The organism is Corallincola spongiicola, from assembly GCF_004284785.1.
GTDB classification, from domain to species: Bacteria; Pseudomonadota; Gammaproteobacteria; order Enterobacterales; family Neiellaceae; genus Corallincola; species Corallincola holothuriorum.
In genome coordinates this window covers 491,857-513,960 of record NZ_SHLY01000002.1, presented here as the reverse complement: position 1 = coordinate 513,960, position 22,104 = coordinate 491,857, and the positions used below count along the sequence as shown (strand labels likewise).

At 50.0% G+C, this 22,104-nt stretch carries 13 protein-coding genes; 2 read left to right on the top strand and 11 right to left on the bottom strand.

Annotation, left to right across the window (positions count from 1 at the left end; genetic code table 11):
* Positions 1 to 167: 167 nt before the first annotated feature.
* Positions 168 to 2,777: a M64 family metallopeptidase gene (locus EXY25_RS07985; RefSeq protein WP_130566360.1), complete on the top strand. Its 2,610-nt coding sequence runs from the start codon at positions 168 to 170 to the stop codon at positions 2,775 to 2,777.
* 195 nt (positions 2,778 to 2,972) lie between these two features.
* Here EXY25_RS07985 and EXY25_RS07980 read toward each other — a convergent pair whose 3' ends face one another.
* The 7 genes from EXY25_RS07980 to EXY25_RS07950 form a co-directional block, all read right to left on the bottom strand.
* A complete protein-coding gene (locus tag EXY25_RS07980) occupies positions 2,973 to 3,920 on the bottom strand; it encodes a DUF4097 family beta strand repeat-containing protein (RefSeq protein ID WP_130566359.1) in 948 nt (315 codons plus the stop codon).
* Between the two features lie 38 nt (positions 3,921 to 3,958).
* On the bottom strand, positions 3,959 to 4,444 hold the full coding sequence (locus EXY25_RS07975) for a hypothetical protein (protein WP_130566358.1): 486 nt from the start codon (positions 4,442 to 4,444) through the stop codon (positions 3,959 to 3,961).
* Positions 4,437 to 4,949 carry an RNA polymerase sigma factor gene (locus EXY25_RS07970; protein ID WP_130566357.1) on the bottom strand — a complete coding sequence of 171 codons (513 nt, stop codon included), beginning with the start codon at positions 4,947 to 4,949 and terminating at the stop codon, positions 4,437 to 4,439. The genes EXY25_RS07975 and EXY25_RS07970 overlap by 8 nt, the downstream gene beginning before the upstream one ends.
* Before the next feature lie 230 nt (positions 4,950 to 5,179).
* Complete coding sequence (locus tag EXY25_RS07965) at positions 5,180 to 6,088, bottom strand: ABC transporter ATP-binding protein (RefSeq protein ID WP_130566356.1); 909 nt, start codon at positions 6,086 to 6,088, stop codon at positions 5,180 to 5,182.
* Positions 6,089 to 6,186: 98 nt separating this feature from the next.
* The gene (locus EXY25_RS07960) at positions 6,187 to 7,203 is read right to left on the bottom strand and encodes an ABC transporter permease (RefSeq protein ID WP_114337380.1); all 1,017 of its coding nucleotides are present in this window, start codon (positions 7,201 to 7,203) and stop codon (positions 6,187 to 6,189) included.
* An 82-nt stretch (positions 7,204 to 7,285) separates the two neighbouring features.
* Positions 7,286 to 8,647: a CmpA/NrtA family ABC transporter substrate-binding protein gene (locus tag EXY25_RS07955; protein ID WP_114337096.1), complete on the bottom strand. Its 1,362-nt coding sequence runs from the start codon at positions 8,645 to 8,647 to the stop codon at positions 7,286 to 7,288.
* A gap of 394 nt (positions 8,648 to 9,041) precedes the next feature.
* Positions 9,042 to 10,283, bottom strand: coding sequence for a DUF945 family protein (locus tag EXY25_RS07950; protein WP_165419300.1), 1,242 nt, complete (start codon positions 10,281 to 10,283; stop codon positions 9,042 to 9,044).
* Between the two features lie 168 nt (positions 10,284 to 10,451).
* On the opposite strand from EXY25_RS07950, the gene EXY25_RS07945 reads away from it, so the two are divergent.
* The gene (locus EXY25_RS07945; RefSeq protein ID WP_130566354.1) at positions 10,452 to 11,396 is read left to right on the top strand and encodes a hypothetical protein; all 945 of its coding nucleotides are present in this window, start codon (positions 10,452 to 10,454) and stop codon (positions 11,394 to 11,396) included.
* Between the two features lie 41 nt (positions 11,397 to 11,437).
* Here EXY25_RS07945 and EXY25_RS07940 read toward each other — a convergent pair whose 3' ends face one another.
* Genes EXY25_RS07940 through EXY25_RS07925 form a run of 4 tightly spaced genes read right to left on the bottom strand, consistent with a single transcriptional unit; the run spans position 11,438 to position 22,021 of the window.
* Entirely contained in the window at positions 11,438 to 12,355 is a 918-nt protein-coding gene (locus EXY25_RS07940; protein ID WP_114337093.1) for a diguanylate cyclase domain-containing protein, read from the bottom strand.
* On the bottom strand, positions 12,352 to 16,635 hold the full coding sequence (locus tag EXY25_RS07935) for an ATP-binding protein (protein ID WP_130566353.1): 4,284 nt from the start codon (positions 16,633 to 16,635) through the stop codon (positions 12,352 to 12,354). Before EXY25_RS07935 ends, EXY25_RS07940 begins: the two co-directional genes overlap by 4 nt.
* A complete protein-coding gene (locus EXY25_RS07930) occupies positions 16,632 to 18,335 on the bottom strand; it encodes a putative bifunctional diguanylate cyclase/phosphodiesterase (RefSeq protein ID WP_158537955.1) in 1,704 nt (567 codons plus the stop codon). Before EXY25_RS07930 ends, EXY25_RS07935 begins: the two co-directional genes overlap by 4 nt.
* Positions 18,336 to 18,346: 11 nt before the next feature.
* Positions 18,347 to 22,021: a response regulator gene (locus EXY25_RS07925; RefSeq protein ID WP_130566352.1), complete on the bottom strand. Its 3,675-nt coding sequence runs from the start codon at positions 22,019 to 22,021 to the stop codon at positions 18,347 to 18,349.
* Positions 22,022 to 22,104 lie beyond the last annotated feature (83 nt).

Below are 22,104 nucleotides of genomic sequence, written 5' to 3'. Positions count from 1 at the left end.
AGCTCTTTCTACTCTCTGCATCGTTAGAAAAGACCACGCACAAACACTCGCTAATTTATTAATAAAACCAAAGCAAATTTAGCCAAAGCTTTATATAAAACAATAGCTTAACCTCAAAGGAAGAATGCATTAACATCGCGGTTACAACACCAAAACCAAGATCCATCATGTCGATAAAAAGAATACTGTTATCTCTTACTCTTTGTTTTATGAGTCTCACCACCTCTCTCTCCGCTGCTGCTCAAAGCCGTCACATCACCCTTGAGCTTTTTAATAAGCAGGCAGGTGTACAGCAACGAACCAATGCGCCAATCAGCAGCCGAACCATTGACAATAAGGTGAGTGACGCGACGCCACGAACCAGCAGTCAATTGACCAATGAGGAATCTCAGTTGCTCGTTGTCGCGGTAAATAAAAGTGGCGACGCACTGTCTGAAACCGTCATTCAAAATCCATTGCGCAAAAACGTGGAATCATTCAATCCAGACACGGGGGAAATAGAACACGCCCAAGTCGTTGAACTCCCCAAAGGCGTTGTTGATATCACCTTGCCTGAATCTGCAGATATCGAGCAGTTGATCATCTATCAACAAAGCGAAGGTAAGCTGGTTGAGATCGACCGGATCACCGTGGGAAAGTCCACCATTAAGGCACAGAGCCGTGTGGCAGCGATGAGCGATGATGTATTTCCGGTGCTGTATAACGGCGATTCAGACAACCGTTCTGATCTTATCATTGTCGCCGACGGCTATACCGCCAGCGAGCAAGGTAAATTTGAACAGGACGTTCAGCGGGTTGTTGAAGGCTACTTTAAAGAAGTGCCCTATAACGAATACAAGAAGTTTTATAACGTCTGGGGCGTAAAAGCGGTGAGCGCCGTGTCCGGTGCAGGCGTCAATGGCCAGCAGATCAATAACGCTTTTGGTGGCCATTTTGGCTGCTACGGTATTGACCGACTGCTGTGTGTCGATGAATCGAAAGTTCAGAGCTACGTGCGCGCGCGTATGGATGCCAATGCACGTGACCAGATTTTGGTGGTCGTCAATACCACCAAATATGGCGGTGCTGGCGGCACCGTGGCCACCATGTCTCTGGCCAGTGCCGCGATTGATCTGGCTTTGCACGAAATTGGTCACTCATACGGTGGTCTGGCTGACGAATACGACTACGGCACTTGTTACGGTGGCGAGCCCAGCGAGCCAAACTCAACTTCCCGTCGTGGTCAGAAGTGGGATTATTGGAGCGATATCAGCAGAGTCGATTGGTTTGAAGGCTCAAGCTACTGTGCCACCGGGAAATATCGCCCCACCAACAACTCGATGATGCGCTCGCTTGGTCAGCCATTTGAAGAGATTAACAACGAAGTTTTAGTTCTAAAGACTTATCAATACGCCGATGCCATTGATAGCTTCAGCCCCACACAAACCTCTTTGTCTGTTGATGGCAGTCAACGGTTCGAGCTTGAAACCGTTGACCCCGCGCTGAGTACACAACAGATAACCTGGTACGTGGATGGCAGTGAGGTGGCAAACGGTAGCCAGTTTACGTTATCAAAAAATAACTATAGCGATGGCAGCTATCTAGTCAAAGCGGTTGTGCAAGACAGCACCAACCGCGTACGCCGCGATCCAAGCAACCTGTTGAGTGACTCGATCAGCTGGACGGTCACACTCAGTGGTGACGACACACAGTGCCCAGAGCTCACCGATGCCCCTAGCGGTTTAACCGCAACGCAAATAACGACAAACGCTTTCACCGCAACATGGGAGCCATTGGCAGATGCCAAGCAATATCAAATTGACCTGTTCAGCAACGATGTATGGGAAAGTTTCAGTACCTCAGCAACCAGCTATCAATTCACCGGCCTCGCTGAAGGCAGCGACGCTCAGGTGCGTATCAAAGCCAGCAACGCCTGCAGTAGCACAGGTTTCAGTGCCGCTGTCGCGATTAAACTGGACGACAGTCAAGATTGCGACGTTCCCCAAGTGGTTGGCCAATTGGCGATCAGTGCCGTCACTGAAACCTCTTTCAATGTCAGCTGGGACGCAACGCAGAGCAGCAGTTCATACCTGATTCAGTTATGGGATGAAGGCGCGAAGAAGTGGGTTGATCACGGCACCACCCAAGCCACCGAGCTGACAATCACCAATCTGCCTTCAGGCACCACCCAGTATGTTCAAGTCATTGCGCTCAATGCCTGTGGCGATCAAGCGAGTCCGTCTGCTTGGGTAACCATCGAACTGTTAACCGAGACTCAACCCTGTGAGGCGCTAGCCGCCCCAGAAAAACCTTGGGCAACCGATATCACAGCCACAGGATTTACTGGTCAATGGAACGCGCTGGCTGGCGCTGCGTCCTACGAACTGCAACTATGGGATGAAGCCAACCGCCGTTGGTACGCTTACACCACCACCACAGACAATCAGGTGCAGGTCACCGGACAATCAGGTACCAGCTACTTCTTAATCAGAGGGGTCAATGCCTGCGGTGAGCCTGGTGAGTATTCACCATGGACAGAAGTCAAACTAACGTCTCAGTGTACTTCTGCGCCAGCGGCTCCCAGCATGGCAGTACAGGGAGCTACAGTCTCTTGGACTAAGATCTCTGGCGCCACCAGCTATGAGCTAAAGCGATGGACAGGCAGTGCCTGGGTTGATTACATGGAAACAGCCGCAACATCGCTGCAGGTAACCGCTTCAACCCCCACTTACTTGATCGTTCGAGCCACCAACAGTTGCGGAAAGAGTGGATACAGTAACTGGGTAAAAGCCCGCTAATCTATACCGCACTCAGCCTTCCCTAAGGCATTGAAAAAAGGCTGATATACCAAGGTATATCGGCCTTTTTTATGGGAACCAAATACTAGCAAAACATTAAAAAGGGCCTACATAGGCCCTTCATAGATCTGGCTTTTACTGGCGAGGATGAACTATCTACCTTGCACCATGATTAGTCGTGCTAGTTTGACTGGCTCATAGCTTTTTCAGCGTTAGATCGCCATTAACAGAAGTAAACTCGATCTTACCTGCGCCAGCACCCAGCTTGGTTGTGAGACTGCTACCTGAGCCATACTCTTCTTCAATCGCACGGTCATCGCTGATTTGGTTGTCTATATCCCCTCCCGCCACGGCACTGGCACGCACTCGGGCGCTGGTATTGGCGGGTAAATACAGCTCGGCATCCCCATTGACCGTAGCTATGGTCACTTCAGGCGCTTCACCGTTGCGAATTTTGGCTTCGACATCACCATTGACGACATTCATAAATATTTGTTGCGCCTGCTGAATATCCGCTGTGATATCGCCGCTGACCGCTTCAAACTTGACGCTTGTAGCCTGAGTATCTGACTCAATATCACCGCTGACCACTTGCAGCGCCAGTTTGCCAGCAGACTGCTTATCTTCAATATCACCGCTTACGGTGGTTAGACTAATGTCACCGTCACAACGCATGCAAGTGAGATCTCCACTCACGGATTCAATCTTCAGTTCACCCATCACTTGAGTAGCAACCACATCCCCGCTGACGGTGTTGATCCGGCTGCGGTTAGTAAAGCCACTAATATCGACATCAAATGAAGTACCGGCAATAGACAACACACTGCCATTGGGAAGCGATATTGTAAGTACCGAGCCGGGGTCGTTAACGCTGTACTCGCCAGACTTCGATTGCTTGATGACAAACGTAGTCACGCCATTTTCTGATGCAAAATCATAGCCATCAGCCTTCGGATCGATCGTGCCCGAAATAACCACTTTGTTATCGTCGCTGGCGCGTATCTCGGCCTTGCCAGCAGGCACCACTATTTCAATTTTTTCATTGCCAGTGACCTCTCGCTCGATACTGATTGGCTCGGCGCAGACCGACCAAGCAAACAGGCTGGTGACTGCGATCGCTAGCCATTGGTGAGTCAGTTTCATTGTTGTTCTCCCTCTATTCCGTCGATCTGCCCTGCCATTTAGGCAGTAAATCGAATCAATGTGTTTAGTAACTGGATCTGCTTGTTATTCAGGTCTCGCAACATGCTCAAAAGCTTCTGGTTGTCGGGCTGCAGCGTCAGGGCTTTCTGAAGATCTTGCTCTGCGCTGTCCATCAGTATCAACTCCGTTTGCCAAGGGGAGATATCCAAACCCACGGCAGCAATGGTTTTCAGCAACGCATTCTTTTGCAGGCTGAAGTTAGCCACAATTTGCTCTGCCGCCGTGCGCTCGATATTGATGACGATTTCAATATCAGGATCATCGCTGGGCTTAAACATAAAATTCCAGCTACTAAAGGTCAACAAAGCCAAGGCCGCCACAGCCAGCCAGCGACGCTTTTCCGCAGGGGTCACTTCCGTCTCTGGGTCAACCAACTGGTCTTCAATATCAGGCCATAGATCCCGTTGTGGTTGCTGTTCTGTTGGCAACTGCGCCAGCAGTGCATCAAGTTGTTTATCATTCATCTTTTAACCACTCCTTGAGCAACTGTCTTGCTCGATGGAACTGGGCTTTGCTGCTACCTTCTGCGATCTCAAGCATCTCTGCGACTTGTCGATGGCCAAATCCTTCAATGGCGTACAAAACGAATACCGAACGGGCTTGCGCAGGCAGTCGTTGGATCGCTTGCTCTAATGCCAATGTCAGGTGGTTTTGTGGGTCATTGCCACGGTTGAGTTCGCCTTCGTGCAATTCACCGACTAAGTGCCAGTTTTTGTGTTTGCGGCAATGATCGCTGATCCGAGCCGTCGCGATGCTGTAGAGCCAGGTACTGAATTTACTTTCGCCACGAAAGTGAGCCAGCTGTTTCCATGCGCTGATAAACACCTCTTGCGTTACGTCTTCCGCTTGTGAGCGATTACCCAGCATACGCAACGCCAGCGCATACACACGCCCGACATTGTCGTCATATAGCGCTTTAAATGCTGCCTTATCGCCATGTTGAGCTTGCTGAACCAATGGCTCTCTCAAAGCTGTCCCTTCGTTGCGTAGATTATGTTTCTGCTGGGTTAGTCGTTACAGATGATGAAAAGGTTTAAATCGTTTTCTGTTTTTTCTCAAAAATTTTCTTATATAAGAAGAGAAGATAGGCGGGTAGTTCTCTCTTCGTCACAAAATAAGCATCGGGGGTAATACGGTCCTTCAAAAACAAAAAAGCTTCCCAGAGGAAGCTTTTCACAGACAGAAGTGATGAACTCTGGTTATCCGTTCACAACTTGGGGCTCATCTTTGGTTGCGGTCGCTAGTTTAAGCTCTGGCTTAGCCGCTTGTTCTGACTTTGCCTGTTCGGCCTCATCGGCGCTAGGTGTATCTAGTGGCACATCAGGCTTGGCATGTCGCTCATGGAGGAAGCGCAGCACTTCCGCGCGATAGTGGTTGTAAGTCGGATCATCGGCCAGCGCCAAACGCTCACGAGGGCGTGGCAGATCGATATCGAGGATCTGACCTACCGTCGCTTCAGGACCATTGGTCATCATCACAATACGGTCTGACAGCAATACCGCCTCATCCACGTCGTGGGTGATCATAATGACGGTGTTGTTGAGTTCGTTCTGGATCTCCATCAGCGAGTCTTGCAAATGGGCACGAGTTAGCGCGTCCAGTGCACCAAACGGCTCATCCATCAGCAACACTTTTGGCTGCATTGCCAGCGCGCGGGCAATACCGACACGTTGCTTCATACCGCCGGAGATCTCATCTGGACGCTTGTGCATGGCGTGGTCCATGTGCACCAGTTTCAAATGATGCTCGATCCAGTCACGCATCTCCGCTTTGCTCATGGTTTTGTTAAACACGGTCTTAACCGCCAGTTCAACATTTTGGTAAGCGGTGAGCCAAGGCAGCAGTGAATGGTTCTGGAACACGACTGCACGCTCGGGGCCGGGTTCATCAACCTCTTTACCGTCCAAAATAACGCCGCCATCGGTGGCCTGATAAAGACCCGCGACAATATTCAATACGGTGGATTTACCGCAACCGGAGTGACCAATCAGGGAGATAAACTCGCCTTTGTTAATTTTCAAATCAACCGAGTCCAACGCCTTAAATGGGCCGTTGGGCGTGGGGAACTCAATCGATACCCCTTCAATGCTTAAGTATGAGCTGCTCATAATTCTGTTCCTCAATAAAAGTGGCACTTCCGTGTGCCGCCATCGTCCCTGAGGGGGCTTGGCATCTTATTCTGCTGTTTTACAAACCACAGCAGGGCTTAACGAAGGACCGCGGACTTGTCCCAGGAGATCCAGCGTTGCAGCGCCAGCATGCCGCGGTCCAAAATGAAACCAATAAAGCCGATGGTAAATACAGCGACCATGATCCGACCAAGGGAGTTGGAACTGCCATTCTGGAATTCGTCCCAAACAAACTTGCCTAAGCCAGGGTTCTGCGCCAGCATCTCTGCGGCGATCAATACCATCCAGCCCACACCAAGGGATAACCGCAAACCGGTGAAGATCATTGGGATAGCACTGGGTAAAACGATCTTACGGATCTGAGTAAACCAGCTCAGGCGTAGTACTTTAGAGACGTTAATCAGGTCTTTGTCGATACCCGATACGCCAACGGTCGTGTTCAGCAGGGTTGGCCATAAGCAACACAGAGTCACTGTAATGGCTGAGGTAACAAAGGATTTGGCAAACATCGGGTCGCTGGAAACATACACCGCAGACACCACCATGGTGACAATAGGCAACCAGGCTAAAGGTGACACCGGTTTAAAGATCTGAATAAGTGGATTGAGCGCGATATAGAGTGTTTGATTCAGGCCACAAAGAATACCAATCGGAATAGCGATGATCGATGCAATCAGGAAGCCAGTGAACACGGTCACTAAACTGGTCCAGATCTGATCAATATAGGTAGGGCGACCATTATAGGTACGCCACTTAACCTTGGCATCAGGATCTTTGGCTAACTTAGCGGCGTTGCGTTTTTCCTGACGTTCGTAAAATGCGACCGCTTTTTCACGTTCCGCTTTATGCTCCTGCCATAAGCCACTCGCCTGCTCTATCACTTGCGAAGGACCAGGCAGTTGCCCCAGGCTGGTTTGTACCTTGCCCGCCGCCCACGACCACAACAACAAGAACACCAAAAAGGCGAGGATCGGAACCCCAATATTGCGGAAGATAGTGTTAATTTGTGCCAACGGCTGGTCGCCTCGGCACAGCTTTACCAATGGCGTGATCCCGCCAATAGATTCGAGTTTATCTAATACTGCTGTTGCCATCATTGCCCCCTTGCAATTCCTTGTGGGTGGCCTCGCGTATGAAACCTCAAGGCACACCCACTGGCTTAGATAACGCGCCGTGTTACAGCTGCGTCTTACCCTTCAGACCAATTGCGAACTTGTTCAAGTAAGCGTTAGGCTGAGTACCGTCATAAACGATATTGTCGATAAAACCTTTCTGTGGTGGCTTGAAGCCATCTTCATCCAGTGCTGGGAAGTCAGACGCTTTCGCTTTACCCTCTTTAATCAGCTCTTGCGCAGCAGCCATGTAGATATCAGGGCGATACACCTCTTTCGCGACATCCATGTACCAACTGTCTGGCTTCTCTTCCGAGATCTGGCCCCAACGACGCATCTGTGTCAGGTACCAGATAGCATCGGAGTAGAACGGGTAAGTGGCGTTGTAACGGAAGAACACGTTGAAATCAGGCACATCACGCTTATCGCCTTTTTCATACTCAAAGGTGCCGGTCATGGAGTTAGCGATCACGTCATAGTCAGCACCAACATAGTGAGACTGAGATAAGATCTTCACCGCTTCTGGACGGTTGGCGTTATCATTTTCATCCAACCACATCGCTGCGCGGATCATCGCTTTTACGACACGCTTATGGGTTTCAGGGTATTTTTCAGCCCAGGCTTTGGACACACCGAACACTTTTTCTGGGTTGTTTTTCCAGATCTCGTAGTCAGTGATAACCGGTACACCGATACCTTTAAACACTGCCTGTTGGTTCCAAGGTTCACCAACGCAGTAACCGTAAATAGTGCCCGCTTCTAGCGTTGAAGGCATCTGCGGTGGTGGTGTCACTGACAACAGGGCTTCAGCATCAATCTGGCCTGAGGTGTCACCTTTATGTGGTGCATAGTAACCAGGGTGAATACCGCCAGCCGCTAGCCAATAACGTAACTCGTAGTTATGCGTTGATACCGGAAAGACCATGCCCATGTTGAATGGCTTACCTTCATCTGCATATTTTTCGACAACAGGTTTCAGCGCATCAGCCTTAATCGGATGCACTGGCTTGCCATCAGCCTGCATAGGAATATGTTTTTTCATCTCCTTCCAGACATCGTTGGAAACGGTAATACCGTTACCGTTCAGGTCCATGGAAAATGCAGTGACGATATGCGCCTTGGTACCGTAGCCAATGGTTGCACCCAACGGCTGACCCGCCAACATGTGCGAGCCATCCAGTTCACCGGTAATGGTACGATCCAGTAACACCTTCCAGTTTGCCTGTGCTTCCAGCTCTACAAACAAGCCCTCATCTTCAAAGAAGCCCTTTTCTTTTGCGACAGCCAATGGCGCCATGTCGGTCAATTTAATAAAGCCGAACTTAAGATCTTCTTTCTCTGGCTCAGCCGCGAACGCGCTGGTGGCTAATGCGCTGGACACTAGGGTCGCCACGCTAAGTTTTGCAAACCACTTTTGTTTTGACATGAATCTCTCCCAAAGCTGTTGTGATGCGTAAAAGTGCGAACTGTTTCTGGGTAGAGGTAGTACACAATGCGTACCAACTTTTTATAAAAACAATTAACTCATTGTTAACAAAGGAATAAACACAAGTTTCAGGGGGTAACAAAGGCACCCCTAAAGGGGTATGAAATAGAAAGCGAGGCGAACCACGAATGCTCAAATAGGGATAGAAGCTGGACTTGAATGGTGCGACACATAGATCAAATGAAAGAAAAAGTGCCCCGCCTAGGGATCAATAAAAATAGAAATTTGACGAAAAGTCATACGTTAATTGCAGCAAGAATAGAACCTAAAAAAAGCAAAAACCGCGCTATTAAACGCGGCTTTGTCATTCAGAACCCTTAAAACTATATCGCAGCTATAATGGTAACGCCTGACCATTCAATTGCAGCTGACCTTGTTGCAGCTCCGCTTCAGTACGGTATTGCTCCGTGGTTTCATCAAAACCGATATAGCCCAATGCAACCATCTGCTGAATGAAATCGGGGGGTATTGGTAGCAATTGCAATAAACGGTGATCAACAACAAGCTTGCCATCACCTGTTAGCTCTTCTTTCAACAGTGGAAGTTGCGAAAACTCCGTTAACTGGTTAGGCGGGAGCTTGAGATGCAGTTGCGCGGTTAGGTTCGCATCCTGCAAATTAAGCTTCAACGCATTGATGTCAATTGCCAGTCCTTTTTGCAACAGTGCTAATAACAACTGTTGTGCATCTTCAGCACTGAGCTCGGCTTGCTGCGATGCGTTTTTGGCATTCATCCAAGCGCCTTTGTCGAGGCCGCTAACACTCATCTTCAGGTGACTCTGCGCTGAATGATAAAGCCCCATCCCCGGATTAATGGAGATCGCCTGCCACCCCAGATTAATACGTTGTTCAAGTCGATCGGCCTGCTCGGTTAATCCGTTTTCAACGGCGAACTCCTTCAGCGACAGCTGCATCGTATCGTCTGAGGCATCAAAGCTGGTGATAAACAGATTACTTGAGCCGGTATAAAAACCGCCTCCCAAAGGCACAGCGTCTACTTCGAGTCTCAGCCCGGCCAAACGCGCTTCACCCGCTAAGCCATTGATGCTGAATCCATCCCAGTTCAGATCCAACAACAGCGCTTCAACTCCCCCCTGATAGCTCATCAACGCTGGTTGAAACTGTACCACGCCCAGCATTGGGTCTTCGATCAACCAGTTGTCCATCGTCACTTCGCCGTTAATCTCACCCAGGAAATTAACTTCGGTAATGGCTTGGATTGGCAAGCGCTCGTTATCGAGCTGGCTTTGCCAGGCCGCAGGGGCGACTAGCTCTGTGGTGATCTCGACCTTGTGTGGCCAATAAACGGCACTGTTTACAAATTCTAGTGGTGATGAGGCTACTGGCGTAGCTTGTTCCTCTTCAGGCATCTGCAGGTGATAGCGATGTTCACTACCAAACAGTGAAAACTGCTTCGAAACCAAGCGCAGTTCGGCATTGACACTGTCCGTCATCCGAACCAACTGCTGATGTTGAAGATTGAGGTAATACTGTCCATGGATGAAAGTAGCACCTAGCAACAAGGCACCACCGGTGACCAACAGCGCAAACAGACTAATTAGCGCTTTTTTCAACATACCGACTCCCGAAATAGTCATCACATCCTGTTAGCTACAGCCCGTCACGTTATGCGTTCGCCATACTGGAAACAAGCATCAAACACACAGTTTTGAATACCGCTGCTGAAAAAAACTACAGAAAGGCGATCTCTTGCCGATTTGGATCATAAGGAGTAAACATAATATATGAATAAGCCATTATTATGGTTGGCTTTGCTCTGCCTTGTTTCTGCCGAGATCCACGGCAAGCAGATATCTGCCCAACAGCAATACACAGACACGGCACTTAACCTGAGTTTCAGTTGGCTTGACCGGCAGAAGAACACCCAGTCGCTTGCGTTCGCCATCAGTAATAAAGCATTACAGGATCAACAAGAGAAAGTACGCGCCTATCGTCCACAGATTGCCGATAGAAACACCTTCATTGCCCTGCAAAAAGCGGCCGCAAACTACGACTATAAGCAGGTGCAAATTAATATTACCCAACAGCCTCACCAATTAAGCTGGCGGGTAAAAGCCGACGATCCCGAACTACGCAGCAAGGTGAAAGCGGAGCTGGCGCAAGCCGCAAAAGAAGCGCAACAAGCCTACTATAAAAGCAACCATTACAAGCTATATACCAGCCCTTGGGGGGAAGAAGGTGTGATCCCGGATCACGCCTATTACATGGAGCTGAGCATGGAAGCGATGAAACCCTTAGGGCGTTTACTCAAGGAGAAATTTCCAACGATATCCGCCAGACAGATGGCTGATTTCATTTTGCCCTTTGTCCAGTCGATCCCCTATGTCACCCAGGATTCTCGGATCACATCGGCAGGGTTAGGTTACTTACCCCCACTCAGGGTGTTAGCTGAAAATAGAGGGGATTGTGATAGCAAAGCGGTATTGATGGCGGCGATCTTAAAGGCTGTCTATCCGCAGCTAAATGCCGTAATGATCTATATGCCTAACCACGCCATGCTGGGCTTACGTATGCCCTATTTGGAATCAGATATAAAGATCACCGCCGATGGCATCAATTACTTGGTGGCGGAAGTGGCTGGCCCTGGATTATTTCCCCTGGCAGAGGCGAGCGATTCGAGTAAAAACGCGATAGCAAATAATCACTTTAGTGTGCTCGAACTGCCCTAACGTCTGCCTCTATGCCTCTGGCCAAAGGCTATCATCAGCCACTAACACTGGGTAGAAACCACCCGATTACGTCCCGCTTGCTTTGCCTTATACAATGCCTCATCAGCCGTCTGAATAAGCTGCTCAGGCGTGCGTTCCAGAGAAGGTACCGTCGCAGCGACTCCGACGCTTAGCGTCACCACGGAAGCGACCTCTGAATACTCGTGGGGCACCTGTAGTGCTTCGACTGCGGCACGCATCTTTTCCGCCAAAGCCACCGCTGCGTCTTCGGTTGCCTCTGGCACAATCGCCACGAACTCCTCACCACCATAACGGGCAACAAAATCCGCCGGACGTCGCAACGCATTAGCTAACGCTGCAGCCGTCGCTCGTAAGCAGTCATCACCTTCGGTATGACCATAGTTGTCATTAAACAGCTTAAAACTGTCTATATCCATCAACAGCACGGCGATAGGTGTGCTGTTACGACGAGCTCTAAGCCACTCAGCCTCTAACAGCTCATCAAAGCGACGACGATTGGGGATCTCTGTCAGGCCATCAATAAACACCAACTGCTCAAGCAGGTCATTCTTCTTTTTCAGCGCAATATGGTTCTTCACCCGCGCCATCACGATAGGCAGATTGAATGGCTTGGTAATATAGTCAACCGCGCCCAACTCTAGCCCTCTGGCTTCGTCTTCACTGCTATTTTTACCTGTGATAAACACCACCGGCGTATTTTTGGAGCGCGCATCCTGCTTTAACTGTCGGCATACCTCATAGCCATCCATCTCTGGCATCAACACATCCAGCAGGATCAGATCGGGCGGATCGTCAGAAATAGCGATCTGTAGCGCTTTTTCACCACTGGTGGAGGTTTTAACCCGATACCGTGGAGATAGCGCCTGCGCCAACAACTTAATATTAATCGGCTCATCATCAACGATCAGTACCGTTGTTTTAGTGATTAAACTACTCATTCACTGACACCTTCAGCTTCTCGTGGCTGTTGTTTTAAATATTCTAAAAGTAACAATGCCTTAGCAATGGCCTCATCATTATCAAACGCATTAAGTGCTTGCGAAAGGGCGTTGACGAACGCCAAACCATCCCCAGTAAGTTCCTCTTTTAGTGGCTGCAATGCTTGCTCATCAACATACTCGCTAGACTCCAACGCACCAATCATCTGTTCTACCATCAGAACCGCTTGCGAGCCAAACGCCTCATCGACCACGGATGCTTTCCGCGGAGAAACTGAGGGCGACAACCCAGTAGCGGCAACACTGTCGTCTGTGGCAATAAGTTTTTCCATCGCGGCAATGGCATCTGCTAGCGCTTGCCCCAACGCAGACAATGGAACCTGCTGCTCATCGGCGGCCTGTTCCCAGCTAACACATTGCTCTGCCAATATAGTTGCTCCCAGATTACCTGCCACACCTTTTAGTGTATGCACATCGCGCTTGAGCTGGTCGCTTTCCAACGTCTCTGCCGACACCATCTGCGCGGCAAGCGCTCGGTAGCGATCGCAGAACTGCGTTAGCGCGCTCAATAGCGCAGTCTCGTTGCCACTGAACTGACGCAGCGCAAACACTCTATCCAGCACCACTTTAGGTTTAATAACGGCAGGCTCTATAGGCTCGCCATCGGAGGCAAGCTCTTCGCTAAGTAACCAACGCTTTAACACCTGATCAATCGCCTCTGGGCTAATCGGCTTGGTGATATGGTCATTCATCCCAGCGTTAATGCTCTTCTCTCTGTCTCCTGCCATGGCATGAGCCGTCATCGCTACAATCGGCAAATCACCCATTTTGGGTAAGGCGCGTATGGTTTCGGTCGCCGTCAAACCGTCCATAACTGGCATTTGGATATCCATCAATACTAGGTCAAATGATTTTTGTTGCACCATGGTCACTGCTTTCGCGCCATCATTGACTACATCGATCTCTAATTGATAATCCCCCAACAGACTCAGCGCGACATCCTGATTTAGCGGGTTATCTTCCACCAGCAGCACACGTTTTCCTTGCAGATTACGCAGCGTTGTCGCATCAGACTCACTGCTTTCAATCTCTCCACGGGATAAACGAGATAACTGGCGATGTAATCGATTGGGTAACAGAGGCCGCAGCAATAGCTCCGCTTTGCCTTTTAACACATCAGGTAGCAACAAATGGGAGTAACTACCCAAGACCAAAAGTAGCCAGTTTTTTTCCTGCTCCAACAGCTTAATCAGGCCAGCGTCATCAAGGTGAGACTGTTCCACAAACAGCAACACAGGCTCTGAGGATTGTCGCAACGCATCCGCCAGCCCCAAATGACCTAACACCGTCTTGGCATCGATACCCAGCAGCCCCAGCATCGTCCGTAAACGCGCTTGCTCTTCATGGTCTTCAAGCCACATCAAGGCGGTAGAATAGGGTAAGGCTGGACGCGTTACTTCCACTTTCTCTGGCGCAACAAAGATCGCATCAAAACTAAACGTGCTGCCATGACCTGGGGTACTTTCAACCTGAATTGTGCCAGCCATTAGTTCCACTAACTGACGACAGATAGATAAGCCTAAACCGGTACCACCGAAGCGACGGGTCATTGAACCATCCGCTTGACGAAATGCATCGAACAGGTGCTCCTGTACCGCAGGATCGATACCGATCCCGGTATCCGCCAGGCAGACATTCAGCCTCACCTTGTTTCCGCCGATCTGCTCGCCGCTAAGGGTTAATCGAATCTCCCCCTGCTCGGTAAACTTGAGTGCATTACTTAACAAGTTGTTGAGTACCTGACCAAAACGCAGCGGGTCGCCTATCAATATGCCTGGTAGCGACGGTGCCAAATCGACAAGCAGCTTGACCTGTTTCTGCTCCGCTCGCACCACCACATGACTAAGCGCCAGTTCAATCACCTCTTCTAACTGAAACTGGATCTGTTCCAGATCCATACGCCCAGCTTCAATTTTGGAGAAGTCTAAAATGTCATTAATAATCCCGAGTAAACCATCGGCAGCACCGCGCGCCTTCTCCAAGTAGGTCGACAATGGCGGTTCAGGGTGGTTTTTCAAACTAAGCCGCAACATACCGATAATCGCGTTCATTGGCGTACGGATTTCATGGCTCATATTGGCCAGGAATTCACTTTTATAGCGACTCGCCATCTCAGCGTCTTGCTTGGCTTTAACTAACTGCTGCTCAAACTGTTTACGTTGTGAAATGTCACTGTGGGTTCCCAACATACGCACCGGCGCACCATTTTCGTCCCACTCAACTACGCTACCACGCACACGCACCCAAACTGGCTGTCCCTCTTTACCAATCAACTCATACTCAAAGTCAAAGCGTTGGCTAGACCCCTGCATCGATCCCAACAGATACTCTTTCAACCTATCACTGAACTCGATACGATGACGCTCGCTTACCAACCCCAGCCAAGCATTACGCGTGAATGGCAGATCCCCCGGCTCATACCCCAACATGGTCCAAAAGCGGTCACTGGCAAACAGTGCGGTACCATCAACCTGAAAGTCCCACAAACCATCGGCCACCGCTTCCAATGCCGTACGGAAGCGCCGTTCGCTGGCATGGAGTTTCTGCTCCGCTTCATACTGTGCGCTCATATCCCTGGCGATACAGATCAACCCGAGGAAATCGCCGTTACTGTCGAAAAACGGGATCCGTAACGTATCCAACAGCATTTCAGAGTCATCGGACAACTGATACCAATCGCGTTTACTGACCTGCTCGCGACGCCGATAGACTCGGGCATCTTCGGCGGTATCATCACCGTTAACAGGATTTAATTGCGGCTCAAGAGCCCCCACCAAATCAACTTCCGCGACCCCGAGGGCCTGTTCATAAGCGCGGTTAGCCCCGAGATAACGCCCCTGTTCATCCTTGAAGTAGATAAGGTCAGGAATAGAGTCAATCAACGAACGCAGCAAGCTGTACTCTTTCTCGCGCTGCTCGCTGCGCAACCGCAGCTCCTTTGTCCGCTCCGCAACCTGCTTATCCAGATGGACATTCTGCTCTTCTAGCGCCCGAAGCAGCGCTCGTTTTTGCGCAAAGGTTTCACTAACAACATCAAACCACGCATTCCACCCCGTCGGCGATGGATAATCACGTTGAATATTTCCTTCGGAACAATTTTCGATGTGATGCAACAGTTCCGTTGCCGGCTGTACAAAGGTTAACTTAGATAAATGGTTGGTCACCGACACCAGCACAGATAAACCGGCAAACAGCAGAAACAGATTAAGTGCAAATTCGGTCTGCATTGGCGCGAGTAACTGCTCTTCTGGTGTCACATAAACCAGATGCCAAGGGGCATTCGGCAACCCCATTACTTTCAGATGATACCCTGCGACAACCTCACCGGAGATAAATAACTTTAACTCCTCCAGACTATACTGTTGTAACGCTTCCGGTAGGCCGGTACGCCAGTTATAAATCGTCAGCTCATTTTGCTTAACTAATTTTTCATGCGCCAACACGTTACCCTTAGCATCCACCAACATCGCACTGCCCGGCAACGCCTTCTGCTGATTCAGGTAATCGGTTAACAGAGCCAGCGGCAGCTCCATCGCCACCCGCCCACGTCGGTCATCGGTGATCTGAATCACCTCAGACAAGGTCACTACCAACTGACGCAGTACCTGTGACACATGGGGCTCTGACCAGCTCGCGTTTTGCTGCGCACAACTACGCACATTGTTGAGCAGAGTCGCCGCAACCGTTTCATATTTAGGTGACCAGGGGAACATGTTAACGAAGCCGCTATCTGAGCAGTAATACATCGCCCCAACTTGTGGTACCGCCATCTCTAACATCAGTAGGCCAGTATCAAGATCGGTGACCATCATCAGCTCACGATAAAACCACTCGTCCCGTCCCAACATGGAACCACGGCCAAGAATGCGGCCAAAATGCACCCCGGAAACCCGCCGATAACTGGATTCAGTGATCTCCTGGTAATGCAGCTCCAACTCATTGGTTTCAAAGTGACTTAACAGGTAGGGACGATTGATCAGTAATGGCTGGCTAAGGTGGTCAGCAGCAAACTGTGCTAACCCCCCCATGGCGCGGGCACTATTGCCCAACAGCTTGTCGACATATTCAGCGTAATCTTCAATGCCCGCATTATGGCGAGCAAAAGCTTCGTCGCTATGCAGACGATAGAGTACCAAAGACGCTATTAACGCCACCAAGAGAACGCCAAGATAGGCGAGTCGAATGGTGCGCGTATAGCGCTTTAGTATCCCCTGCTTCAAAAGCCTTCACGCTCCTCTGTCAGCGGTGGGGACTGCTGTGCTGGTTGCGTGATGACCCGTAACTCATGGTCTTGATGGTACCAATCAATAAAGAGTTCTCCCGGCATTGGATGGGCAAACTCAAAGCCTTGCCCCATCTCACAGCCCAAAAACAGCAGCAAATCACGTTGTTGCTGGGATTCTATCCCTTCAGCAACCACCCGCTTATCAAGTGACTGAGCAAACTGGATCAAGCTTTTTACCAACAGGCGCATGTCACTGTTGTCACAGGCTTGGGCAACAAAACGTCTATCAATCTTAATGGCGGACAAGGGCATTCGGATCAAGGTGCTGAGGTCCGAGCGACCAAAACCAAAATCATCCAGGATGATCTCCGCACCGGCACGGCGCAGCGATGACAATTGCTCTAGCTTGCGCTCCGTTGAGGTAAACAGCATCGACTCAGTGATCTCAAACTGCAGTTGATGCATATCCAGTTCGTGCGCTTCAACAACTGAGTGAACCCGATTGAGGAAGTCGACAGTGTCGAGCTGGAAGTTTGATAAGTTGATAGCAATCGATAATTGGATCCCCGCCTGCTGCCAGCACACTAAGGTCTGACATACCTGGTTAAGAATGTATTCACCCAGCTGCTCACCAAGACCTGCGGCATCAATCACGGGTAAAAAGTCGCCAGGTGAGATCAACCCCAACTCAGGCTCTTCCCAGCGCAGCAATGCTTCTGCACTGACAACTTTGGATGCCAAAAGATCAACAACAGGCTGGTAATACATAACCAACTGCTGCTCAGCGAGTGCGGTAGGTAAGCGTTGTTCCAGGGTTTGGCGATAATCAGAATCTTCCGCCATAAAGCGAGAATAGAGCATGACATCACCAACGCCACGGCTCTTCGCATGAAACATCGCAATATCGGCATGTTTCAATAGTAGCTCGGCGCTGTCACCATGCTCAGGGTAGATACTGATCCCCACGCTGGCACCTAAGGTAATGCGTCGCCCCTGCACTTCGAAAGGTTGCTCTAACACGCTAATCAGCCGTATCGCTAACTGCCGCGCCAAAGTCTCAGATGAGGCATCAGCCGGCAACAAGACCACAAACTCGTCCCCTCCATAGCGACACAATAGATGATCTTCAGGGATCTCCTGCGCCATCTGTATTGCCACTTCACGCAGCAATAGGTCACCAAAACTGTGTCCGTGCAGATCGTTAACGGCTTTGAAAAACTCCAAATCGACAAACATCAAAGCAAACGGCAACCCTTGCTGCTGGGCACTCTGCAACTGCAGCTGTAGCTGAGCCGTTAAACTTCGGCGATTAGGTAACTGCGTCAATGGATCAACCGTGCCTTGAGCCACGATCAATTGCCAAAGCCCTGACAATCGCTGCTGGAGTAACTCATTGGAAAGAGGCAGCGTTAAAACATCGACCGCACCGGCTTTTAATAACTCGGTTTGCTCATCGGGATCACTATGTTCAGTCACCACGACCACGCCAAAGCCAAGGCGTTTCCAGTGACCAATCGCAGCCGTGTCAGCCATAGCGCTATCAACCAACAATAAACTGACTGATCGCGGTGTCGCTGCGTCAACTTGCGCAACAGAATTCAGTGGATTCCACTGGCAATCGATCTCATTTAATTGCTGATCCCAGCCATTAGATGATTGCGAACATAGGGTTACAACTTCTGGCAGAATACTCATGACGGCCTTCATTATCTGTAGCGGGCGCGCAATAATTCCAGCAGTTGAGACAAATAGTTCAATGCGGCTTCCTGATCTAAGGAGATCAAACTAAGGCTCAACTGCTCAAATAACGCACTATCTTCACCAGCCCTAAAGCTGGCCTTTAATCTAGCGATCTCCTGATCATCAATATACTCACCGTCCTGAATCCGGACGCGAAGCGCTTCCAAGCGCCCCAATAACGCATCCCTTGGCACTGGCACGATACGTGACACAGGATCGGCGTTGTCATCTAAATAACTTTTTACTGATTGGATAGTCTGTTGAAACAGAGCACGGAAGTCGGTGACCCATCCCTCATATTCATCATCATAGTTACTCTGTTCGCACAGCTGTTGCCCCTGAGCCAAACTCGCTGACAACGGCTGCATCCCTAGGTTACCCGCGCTACCTTTGAGGCGATGCAACAAAGCAACAAGTTCCTCGCCCTGGCGGTTACGATGGAACTCGGCTATCGCCTCCATTGATTTTGCCGCTTCGCCAACAAAACTACGCAAGCTATTGCCCAGCAACACTTTATTGTCTGAACACTGACGGAGGGCAAAATCGCCATTGAAAATTTGTGATTCCTGTTGCTGCTTTTCTTGTGACTGAGACAGCCCCAGCCAGTGCGCGATGACAGAGAATAGATGGTCGGCGTCAATCGGTTTAGTGACGTGGTCATTCATCCCCGCAGCCAAGCTTTTCTCTTTATCTTCATTCATCGCATGTGCAGTCATCGCGATAATTGGCGTGTCGACGCCACGGTCACGCAGCTGCCGCGCCGCTTCGAGACCGTCCATCTCAGGCATCTGAATATCCATCAAGATCAGATCAAACTGCTCTTTAGCCTGCATTGACAACGCTTGCACGCCGCTGCTCGCTATCGACACATCAGCACCACGACTGAGCAACAGCTCGGCGGCCACCTGCTGGTTGATTGGATTATCTTCCACCAGTAACAATCGACAGCCAGTCAAATCGATATAGCACTCGCCCTGATGCTCATCGACCAAGGGTTGAACCTGGAACAACTCACAGAGCTGATCGAATAGTGCCGAGGGAGTAAACGGTTTATAAAGCGTGCGACTGGATAGCATATGGTGCTGACGGGCAAAATCATCTTCATAACCAAACGCCGTCATCATGAGCACCCGCGGCATGGCAAATACCGGGTTTTCATGTTGCATCTCAAGCAGGTGGTCGAGCAACTGCAGACCATCCATCTTCGGCATTTTCCAATCCACCAATAGCAATTGAAACGGCGTATTTGCCCTTGCCCGCTTCATAATCTCAGCTAACGCCACCTCTCCGTCCTGCGCCTCAACCACCTCCACACCAAAGCTTTGCAGCATATTGGCGTAGATGTTTCGAGCACCGGCGCTATCATCCACCACCAAAGCCAACTTGCCTTGCAACGCACGACTTAGCGAAATTGGTGCATCTTTCTCCAGGGTCACGAAATTCAAACAGAAGCTGAAACTGGTGCCTTTCCCAACATCGCTGTTGACCGAGATGTCACCACCCATCAGCTCAACTAAGCGCTTGCAGATTGACAGTCCCAAGCCGGTGCCACCAAACTGCCGAGTGGTCGAGCCATCGGCCTGCTCAAAGGGTGAAAACAGCGACTCTAAACGTTCAGCTTCAATACCAATACCGGAATCTATGACTTTAAATTCCAGGTTTGCGTTGCCCCGCTGCTCTTCAATACAACGCACTTGCAGGGTGATCTCTCCGTGGGGAGTAAACTTGCTGGCGTTACTTAATAGATTCGTCAGCACCTGTGTTAAACGCAGTGGATCACCAAGCAGCTGAGTCGGTACATCAGGATCTAGCGCTAACAACAGCTCGACATTCTTACCTACCAATTTATGGGAAGTTAAACTAACCGCTTGATCCAGCACCTTATCCAAGGAAAATTCAATCTTCTCTAGGGCCAGTTTGCCCGCCTCGATTTTAGAAAAATCGAGTATGTCATTGATGATCTGCAATAGAGATTTGGCTGAAAGCTGTGCCTTGTCGACGTAATCTTTCTGTTGCGCAGTCAGTGGGGTATTCAGCAGCAACTGCACCATCCCCAACACCGCATTCATCGGCGTGCGGATCTCATGGCTCATGTTGGCTAAAAACTCACTTTTCGCTTTATTCGCCTGGATCGCTTCTAGTGTTCGTTGTGCGACCCGCTGCTCCAACTCATCATTCAACTGGCGTAGCGCTTCGCGCAACGATGCCTCTTCGGTGACATCAATGGCAATAGCGCACAGCGCTTCAATACGACCTTCCAGATCGAGCAAAGGAAAGCGTATGGTGCGCAATACTTCTTGCTCATCAGCGAGGTGAAATGTTTCCTCAAACAGCTGCACCTGCGTTGTATCTAGCACCTCTTGATCATGTTTTCTCACTAAGCGCGCTTCAGGGAGCGAAAGAAACTGCTCAACCGTGCCACCCACAATGTTCTTTTTGTCCCGCCCATAGCGACTCGCTAACGCATCATTGACCAACAGATAACGCCCTTCCAGATCTTTAATAGACAACTGTATGGGGGCGCGATTAATCAGCTCGGTGAGCAATCGATCCTGCTTTTGAAAGCGGCGTCGATGGCGGATCATGATGATGGCAAAAGCCAAGGTGCCGGTAGCTAACAGGACAGTCCAACCAATCGCAGAAAAAATCCCCTGACGGGACAAGGTAAATGCTTCGGTGGCGTCCATCTCTACGGCAATACCAAAGCCTAACTTATCATCCCACTGCCATGCGCCAACCACTTCCACGCCACGGTAATCACGGTAGCCATCGACATCGATGCCTTGCTCCTGTTTAAGCGCCTGCTGCACCAAAAATGTCAGAGGCTGATTAGCCCCGACGGCGGCTTTTTGCTTTACAGTTAATGCTCTGCCAGGATCTGCCAGCTTAAGGTTTAAAGCGCTGCGCTGATCAGCATCCAGCAACCCCAGCGCGCGGAGCTGTTTTTCAAATCGACTATTGGACAGCATTAGCCCGTCACTGGTGAAAGCAAATGCTTCACCGCTCTTACCTTGGCGCGCCCGCTGTAATATTTGACCTAATCCCTGCTCTGCATCTTGCTGGATCAATAACGCCGCAAAAGGTTGATCGGCGCCGTCAAACAACGGTGTCGCCACATACTGATGGTACGAGAGATTGTCCCCGCGAGTTTTCAGCGGCAGGCTAATCAAGGCTTCACCACGCCAAAGACGAGAAACCAGTTCAGATTGCGCAAGCATAGGGGTGGCTTGACCAATCGCATCGAGCTCGTTGCTAGATAGCACCAGACCATCGCGATCTATCAGCTGGTAGCCTGTATAGCGCATCCGCGTCAGCATCGGCATAATCTGCATACTCAACGTCAGATGCGCTGGCGACGCTCGGAGCAATTCGGGCTCTGCTGGTAGCAGGTCCAGCTGATTGGCCAACGGCCGATAAATGGGGTTGTTTATCATCGCGGTCAGGGTATTGACCTGCTGCTCATACCAAGACAGCAACGCTTGATGGGTAATACGTAAAACGGTTTGTAACGACGCAACCTGCTGTTGCTTCGATATCTGAATATTATGTTCCGTCAGTCGCCAAACGGTCACAGACACCAACAAGATAAAAAATGCGGTGACTAAGTAAACACTGCGAGCGGTGCGAAAAAGGCTACTCATACTGACAACGGTGATCAATCCAAAGACCTAAACTAGCTCTAACCTTAGTCTAGTATTCAATGATTTATAAGCCATTCGGGCGA

Coding starts and splice junctions, on each gene's coding strand:
- EXY25_RS07940 (WP_114337093.1), bottom strand. CDS start 12,355: ATGAGTAGTTTAATCACTAAAACAACGGTACTGATCGTTGATGATGAG.
- EXY25_RS07985 (WP_130566360.1), top strand. CDS start 168: ATGTCGATAAAAAGAATACTGTTATCTCTTACTCTTTGTTTTATGAGT.
- EXY25_RS07955 (WP_114337096.1), bottom strand. CDS start 8,647: ATGTCAAAACAAAAGTGGTTTGCAAAACTTAGCGTGGCGACCCTAGTG.
- EXY25_RS07960 (WP_114337380.1), bottom strand. CDS start 7,203: ATGGCAACAGCAGTATTAGATAAACTCGAATCTATTGGCGGGATCACG.
- EXY25_RS07945 (WP_130566354.1), top strand. CDS start 10,452: ATGAATAAGCCATTATTATGGTTGGCTTTGCTCTGCCTTGTTTCTGCC.
- EXY25_RS07965 (WP_130566356.1), bottom strand. CDS start 6,088: ATGAGCAGCTCATACTTAAGCATTGAAGGGGTATCGATTGAGTTCCCC.
- EXY25_RS07975 (WP_130566358.1), bottom strand. CDS start 4,444: ATGAATGATAAACAACTTGATGCACTGCTGGCGCAGTTGCCAACAGAA.
- EXY25_RS07930 (WP_158537955.1), bottom strand. CDS start 18,335: ATGAGTATTCTGCCAGAAGTTGTAACCCTATGTTCGCAATCATCTAAT.
- EXY25_RS07950 (WP_165419300.1), bottom strand. CDS start 10,283: ATGTTGAAAAAAGCGCTAATTAGTCTGTTTGCGCTGTTGGTCACCGGT.
- EXY25_RS07925 (WP_130566352.1), bottom strand. CDS start 22,021: ATGAGTAGCCTTTTTCGCACCGCTCGCAGTGTTTACTTAGTCACCGCA.
- EXY25_RS07980 (WP_130566359.1), bottom strand. CDS start 3,920: ATGAAACTGACTCACCAATGGCTAGCGATCGCAGTCACCAGCCTGTTT.